The organism is uncultured Mycobacterium sp. (assembly GCF_964249325.1).
Classification (GTDB): Bacteria; Actinomycetota; Actinomycetes; order Mycobacteriales; family Mycobacteriaceae; genus Mycobacterium.
The window spans coordinates 1-6,613 of record NZ_CAXUCH010000234.1; the positions used below are offsets into that span (position 1 = coordinate 1).

7 protein-coding genes and 2 pseudogenes are annotated in these 6,613 nt (G+C 62.7%); all 9 read left to right on the forward strand.

The genetic code is table 11. The features are described 5' to 3' along the window. Nucleotides 1-525, forward strand: a 525-nt coding sequence (locus ACFE99_RS21040) for a PE/PPE C-terminal domain-containing protein (RefSeq protein ID WP_375488345.1), incomplete at its 5' end; no start/stop codon positions are given. A gap of 73 nt (nt 526-598) precedes the next feature. Beyond that, the gene (locus ACFE99_RS21045; protein ID WP_375488346.1) at nt 599-895 is read left to right on the forward strand and encodes a WXG100 family type VII secretion target; all 297 of its coding nucleotides are present in this window, start codon (nt 599-601) and stop codon (nt 893-895) included. A gap of 33 nt (nt 896-928) precedes the next feature. Continuing rightward, a complete protein-coding gene (locus tag ACFE99_RS21050) occupies nt 929-1,327 on the forward strand; it encodes a hypothetical protein (RefSeq protein WP_375488347.1) in 399 nt (132 codons plus the stop codon). A 73-nt stretch (nt 1,328-1,400) separates the two neighbouring features. Continuing rightward, a complete protein-coding gene (locus ACFE99_RS21055) occupies nt 1,401-1,685 on the forward strand; it encodes a WXG100 family type VII secretion target (RefSeq protein ID WP_375488348.1) in 285 nt (94 codons plus the stop codon). Nucleotides 1,686-1,835: 150 nt separating this feature from the next. After that, nucleotides 1,836-3,179, forward strand: a complete 1,344-nt coding sequence (locus tag ACFE99_RS21060; RefSeq protein ID WP_375488349.1) for a magnesium transporter MgtE N-terminal domain-containing protein — start codon at nt 1,836-1,838, stop codon at nt 3,177-3,179. Continuing rightward, a complete protein-coding gene (locus ACFE99_RS21065) occupies nt 3,176-4,843 on the forward strand; it encodes an NRAMP family divalent metal transporter (RefSeq protein WP_375488350.1) in 1,668 nt (555 codons plus the stop codon). Before ACFE99_RS21060 ends, ACFE99_RS21065 begins: the two co-directional genes overlap by 4 nt. 47 nt (nt 4,844-4,890) lie before the next feature. Next, nucleotides 4,891-5,094 (forward strand): hypothetical protein, encoded by a 204-nt coding sequence (locus ACFE99_RS21070; protein WP_375488351.1) that lies wholly within the window; start codon nt 4,891-4,893, stop codon nt 5,092-5,094. Between the two features lie 202 nt (nt 5,095-5,296). Next, nucleotides 5,297-5,564: pseudogene (locus tag ACFE99_RS21075) on the forward strand (DNA-binding protein); the annotation flags it as partial. Between the two features lie 789 nt (nt 5,565-6,353). Further along, a pseudogene (locus ACFE99_RS21080) lies at nt 6,354-6,518 on the forward strand (PPE domain-containing protein); the annotation flags it as partial. Nucleotides 6,519-6,613: the final 95 nt, after the last annotated feature.

The following is a 6,613-nucleotide window of genomic DNA, read 5'->3' on the forward strand; positions in this document are numbered from 1 at the left end:
TCGGCCTCAACGTCGTCATCGGGGTTGTCCGACTTGTTCAGCAGCGACCTGTGGACTCAGTTCGGGCCCAACGCCACTATGTGGAACACCATCTTCGCGTCCGGGTTCTACATGCCCAGTCAATCGATCGGCGCTTTCACCAGTCTCTTCGGCGGTGCGGCCGGATCGGCGGCTGGCGAAGCGGCCGGTGCGGCGGCCGGTGAGGCTGCTAGTGGGCTGGGTGCGGCTGCCTCGGAGCTGCCGGGCGTCGCGGGCTTGGGCGGCCTCGGTTCTGCGGTGTCGGCGGGGATGGGGCAGGCGGCCTCGATCGGGCCGCTGTCGGTGCCGCCGAGCTGGGCTGCGGCGTCTCCGGCGCTAAGCCCGCTGAGCTCGGCGTTGGGCACCGCTCCGCTTAGCGCTCCGCCGGCTGTGGCGACCGGTCTGCCCGGGATGCCGCTGGCCAGTGCAGCCGGAAACGGCGTGAGCGCCGCTCCCAAATACGGCTTCCGACCCACGGTGATATCTCGCACACCCGCTGCCGGGTGACGAAAGGAGGAAAGCGCATTACATGACAACGGAATTCGTTCTACTCAACCAGTTCAAGTAAGGAGACAAGAAGATGCCTATGCGTTTTATGACTGACCCGCACCAGATGCGGTCAATGGCAGGTCGTTTCGATGTACACGCCCAAGCTGTGGAAGACGGGGCTCGCAAGATGTGGGCGTCGTCGCAAAACATTGCGGGTGCAGGCTGGAGTGGGTCTGCGCAGGCCACCTCCTACGACACGATGGGCCAAATGAATCAGGCGTTTCGCAACATCGTCAACATGCTGCAGGGCGTGCGCGACGGGCTGATCCGTGATGCCAACAACTACGAGCAGCAAGAGCAGGCTTCGCAGCACCTGCTGAGCAGCTAACCGCTACAAGCTTTCTCAGGTTAGGAGAAGATCATGGCGATCAACTGCGAGTTCGGCGACGTGGACGCCCACGGCGCCGGAGGAGCCCGGGATCGGCGAGCAGCTAACCCGCCGAACATCGAGCGCCAGGTGCACAAGGCCTGTGGGGACATCAATGCAGCAGTCACCGAGGCGCTGGAGACCTTAGCCGGGCTGACGCTCACTCAGGCCGACGCGTTCGGCGTGGCGCGCGTGCAAACGGCGCTGTACCGAGCGCGTCAGGCCAACCACCTGCTGGGTCAAATGGTGGGCACTCCGATCGAGCGCCGACAGCCGTGGGCGCACTATCGCTCGCGTCTGGGCGACAAGGTCTTGCAGCATCTGTCGGTGCGCGCCGACAAACACTCGGCGGGAGCAGCGGCCGAAGGCCGGCACAAGCGCCAAATAGCCTGACGCCAAAAAGATCCTGGTCCTTGCGATACCAAATAAATTGCAAGGCAATACTTTACGACAAGGGAGCAAAAAAATGACCATTAACTACCAGTTCGGCGACGTCGATGCCCACGGTGCCACCATTCGCGCCCAGGCCGCGGCGTTGGAGGCCGAGCACCAGGCGATCATCCGTGATGTGCTTGCCGCTGGGGACTTTTGGGGTGGCGCCGGGTCGACGGCATGCCAGGAGTTCATTAACCAGTTGGGACGTAACTTCCAGGTGATCTACGAGCAGGCCAATGCGCATGGCTCCAAGGTGCAAACCGCCAGTGCCAACATGGCGAGCACCGACAGCGCCGTCGGTTCCAGCTGGGCGTAGCCCGATAGCACAGCTCCTCCTCAAGCCGCCAAAGGCCCGGCATCGTCGCCGGCCCTGACAACAGAGCGTAGGCGCGGCAGCCCTCTACTGCCGCGCTTGCGCGACCGTCGCCAACCACGGATGCACACAGTGCATCGAGAAGGGATAGCCATGAGCAGGCCAGCCGTCGAGCTCCGCGATTTCGGTGCCAGGCCTTCGTTGATCCATCTGTCTCAGTTGTTGCGTGCCCCCGTGGTGACGCCGTCCGGCGAGGCGGTGGGCCGGGTGGACGACATCATTGTGCGGCTACGGGGTACAGATACCTATCCGCTAGTCACTGGCATCGTGGCCGGGGTGGGCGGCCGACGGGTGTTCGTCGGAATGGGAGCTATCCACCGACTTGAGCCAGAACGAGTAAACTTGGCGCACAACGAGATTGACTTGCGTCGGTTCGAGCGCCGGCATGGCGAGGTGCTGCTGAGCGCCGATGTGCTCGGCTATCGGCTGATTGACGTGGCTGCGGGCGAGTTGGTGCGCGCCTACGACGTCGAGCTCGAGGACAGCGCGGATGGCTGGGTGTTGGCGCGCCTGGATACTCGTCGCCCGCCGCGGCTGTTCGGGTTGTTGAAAACGCCCGGTGGGCATGCATCGCGCGACTGGAAGGCGTTCGAACCGCTAATCGGGCATGGCCAGTCAATGGCGGTGCGTCGCGTTTCTGGGCGGGTTGGCGCACTCAAACCAGCCCAAATCGCCGACCTCCTCGAAGCCGCCGACCGGGTGGAGGGCGGAGAAATCCTCGATCGAGTGCGCAGCGATCCCGAGCTTGAAGCAGACGTTTTTGAGGAGCTCGACCCCGACAAGGCCAGTCGGCTGCTCGACGACATGCCCGACAAAGAAGTCGCCGCCTTGCTCAGCCGGATGCGCGCCGACGACGCCGCTGACGCGATCATCGACCTGCGTCAGTCGCGGCGGCGCCGAGTTTTGGAGTTGATGCCAGCGCCGCAGCGAACCAAGGTCATCACCCTCTTGGGGTTTAACCCCCAAAGCGCAGGCGGCTTGATGAATGTCGACGTCGTCTCGTGTGGGGTCGGGGCAACGGTGGGAGAGGCGCTCGCTGTGATCGGCACAGCGCAGGGCGTACAGCCGGAGGCGCTTCTGAAGATGCATGTTCTCAACGAGCACGGCCGGCTCACCGGCGTGGTGTCGGTAATCACCTTGTTGCAGGCCGAGCCTACGGAAGGGGTTGCTGCATTGATGGATTCGGACCCGGTCCGGGTAACGCCGGACGCCGATCTGGCCGACGTCGCGGTGCTGATGGCCGACTACGACTTGCACACCATCCCGGTCGTCGACGAGGAGGACCGGGTGCTGGGCGTCGTCACCGTCGACGACGTGCTCAAGGTCACCATCCCCGACGACTGGCGTCGACGAGAGCCCGGCCCACGCCCGGTGCGGGAACCGGTTTCGGCGATCAGCGACTCGACCACCGGTGTCGAGGGTGGTGAATGGCTATGACCACCCTGGACCGTGACACCATTGACACCGCGTCGCCGGCGCCGCCGCTCACCGCAGTCCTGGACACCGCGCATGTCGGCGACATCGAGGGTGCCCTGGGCCGAATCAGTATCAGCGACACCGGCCGTCCGCGGACGCTGAAGGCAAGGCTGGCAACGATGCTGGCGATCATCGGACCCGGCTTGATCGTTATGGTCGGCGACAACGATGCCGGAGGTGTGGCGACCTACGTACAAGCAGGGCAGAACTATGGTTACAGCCTGCTCTGGGTGCTGGTGTTGTTGATCCCTGTCCTAATTGTCAACCAGGAGATGGTGGTTCGGCTCGGCGCGGTCACCGGCGTGGGGCACGCGCGGTTGATCAACGAAAGGTTCGGCCGCGGCTGGGGCTGGTTCTCCGTCGGTGACCTGTTCATACTGAACTTTCTGACACTCGTCACCGAATTCATCGGCATCACGTTGGCGGCCGACTACATGGGTATCCCTCGATATGTAGTGGTCCCGTTCGCGGCGATTGCACTGATCGCCATCATGACCACCGGCAGCTTTCGCCGCTGGGAACGGGCGATGCTGGTGTTCATCGGGATCACGCTGCTGCAAATCCCCATGCTGCTGATGTCCCATCCAAACTGGGGCCACGCGGCGAAATCCTTCGTGGTCCCCGGCGTAACCGGCGGAGTGACGTCGGAAGCGGTGCTGTTGGTTATTGCCATCGTCGGCACCACGGTCGCCCCTTGGCAGCTGTTCTTCCAGCAGTCCAACATCGTCGACAAGCGCATCACGCCACGCTTCATCGGCTATGAGCGAGCCGATACCACGCTGGGTGCCTTCGTCGTGGTGATCGGGGCGGCGGCATTGATGATGACCGGTGACTGGGCAGCCCGTGCGACCGACACCCGGGGGCAGTTTCTTGACGCCGGCGCGCTCGCGCACCTGCTCGGCCAACACAGCGACGTTCTCGGCTCGGTGTTCGCGATCGTGTTGCTCGACGCATCGATCATCGGGGCCGCCGCGGTGACGCTGGCCACCAGCTATGCGTTCGGTGACGTGTTCGGGCTCAAGCACTCCCTGCACCGCGGCTTCGCCGATGCGAAACCGTTCTACCTGTCCTACACCGGGATGGTGGTTGTCGCCTCGGTGATCGTGCTCATTCCGGGCGCGCCGTTGGGGTTGATTACCACTGGTGTGCAAGCGCTTGCCGGACTACTGCTGCCCAGCGCTACCGTCTTCTTGTTGCTGTTGTGCAACGACCGGGAAGTGCTGGGCCCCTGGGTGAACCGCCCCTGGCTCAACGTGGTGGCCGGTGTGATCGTCGGTGTGCTCTTGCTCTTGTCCGGGGTATTGATGGCGACAACGGTTTTCCCGACGCTCGACATCGTCTCGCTTGCGGACGACCTCACGATCGGGCTTGGCCTCTGCGCCGCAGTCACTTTCGGCGTATTGCGGTGGTCCAACCGGCGATGGCCGAAACCGCCGTTACCGGAACAACTGTCCTGGGCATTGGCCGGAGCGGACCGGGCCACGTGGCGGATGCCGCCGCTGACCCTGCTGGAGCCGGTTACCTGGTCGGTCGGGACTCGGCTGGGCATGCTGGCTCTCCGTGGATATCTCGTGGTCGGGGCGATCCTGCTGCTGGTCAAAGCCGTCCAGCTCGGTAGCGCCTGAGCCTGCCGCGCGTCTACACGGTAACTACAGAAAAAGGAGAAATCATTATGTTCATCATTCGGCTTCTTAATGGAGAGGAAGTCCGCGCCACCGACGGAGCGGAGCTGTCGATCAACCACGACACCGGAGTGGTTACCGTTTCTCGGGTCGAAGGATTCGAGGAAGTCACGACGCACTACTCGCCGTCGGCCTGGGAAGTGGTGACACACCGCGTGCGCGCCAGCCGGCCAATGATTTCGATGGCCCGCTAACGAGGGGTACCCGCACCCTGTTACCGGGGGCAGAGACGCTTCCGTGCAGTAACGGCTCGTCGCTCATCGGGTGGAAATCTCCCCACGTGGAGACGGTCGAATAGCGCTGCCCCACAAGCAGGGCCAGGCTCATGTCGTCGCGGCGCCGCGTGATCAGCATGCGCATCACATGCTTTCAGCGAGTTTGAGTTAAGGAACGTTTGTGACCACTTTGGCTGACGGGCAGAAATGTCGCCGTCACTTTCCCGATGCGTTTAAGCGGGCTTTGCTCGGGAAGCCTCTGATCACCGACCAGCTGCAGCACGAGCGATTGTCGAACCGTGTCGCACTTGACGCGCTCTCACCGGACGCGATCTCATCAAACCGCCTACGGTCCTGAGGAGATCATGGTCGAACTGCTGGCGGCTGCAGGGATGGGCGCATTCTCGTTGTTGCTTCCGATCACGGGCGTCATCGCCATGCGCATAATCGCGACCGGCGTCGCCGTGCTAACGATGTATCTGTTGGTGCAGTCAACAGTACTGTTAGTTAACGGATTCCATGCCCAGCACCGCCCATTGACATTGCTTGGACCGCCATCACAGCGCTAGCGGTGTTCGCGCCTGCGGCCGGGAAGTCCAAAACCAATAGGGGGCTGCACAATAGCCTGGTGACTGGTGGTGCTGGGCCGACCCGGTCGCCAGCTACGCGCTCACGTTCTATGCCTTGCGCGAAGTGAAAGAGATTCTCTTCGCCGAGACAGCTCGCACCGAATTAACCTCAAGACCGGTGGCTCGGTTAGTTAGCCGCAACCGACATCGGGTCGTCGTGTTACCGCGGCATTGGATCAGTTTTGCAACTTCTTGCCTGAGTCTCGGGTCGACGCTGGGCGTCGAGTGGCTTTTGCATGTGATCTACCTAACGAAGATGAAATTTCACGACAGGCCGGCCGATGAAGTGAAGGCTGGTTTACGTATCGATTACGTGAAGTGAACGTAACACACACAATGCACACGCAGCATGGTCGCGACAGCAGGGGCGCGGCTGTGACAAGGACCACACCAAGTGGTCACTACAGCAGCGTGATTCGAGATGCAAGCAATGAACTGAAACTGATGCGCGAAGACGTTTCAGATCTTTTTGGCAGGGAGTAGACAGGGTCGCTTGGGAGAGTTGTCGGTGCACGTTTTTGCGAACTCTCTTGGCGCCAAGAGTTTTCGGCTCGCCCGCGTGGCAACAGTGATGCGCCGGCGTCGGATTATTGACTAGAGGTTGAGGGCATGGATTTCGGGGCGTTACCACCGGAGATCAACTCTGGCAGGATGTATACGGGCCCGGGCCCTGGGCCGTTGCTAGCTGCGGCCGCCGCCTGGGACGGGCTGGCAGCAGAGTTGGCGTCGACGGCGTCCGCTTACCACTCGGTGATCTCGGGCCTTACCAGCGCGTAGTGGGTCGGCCCGGCGTCGGCGTAGATGGCGGTGGTGCTGAGCTGGGCGTGGCCGAGCCAATTCTGCACCAGGTTGAGTGGGGTGCCGGCAGT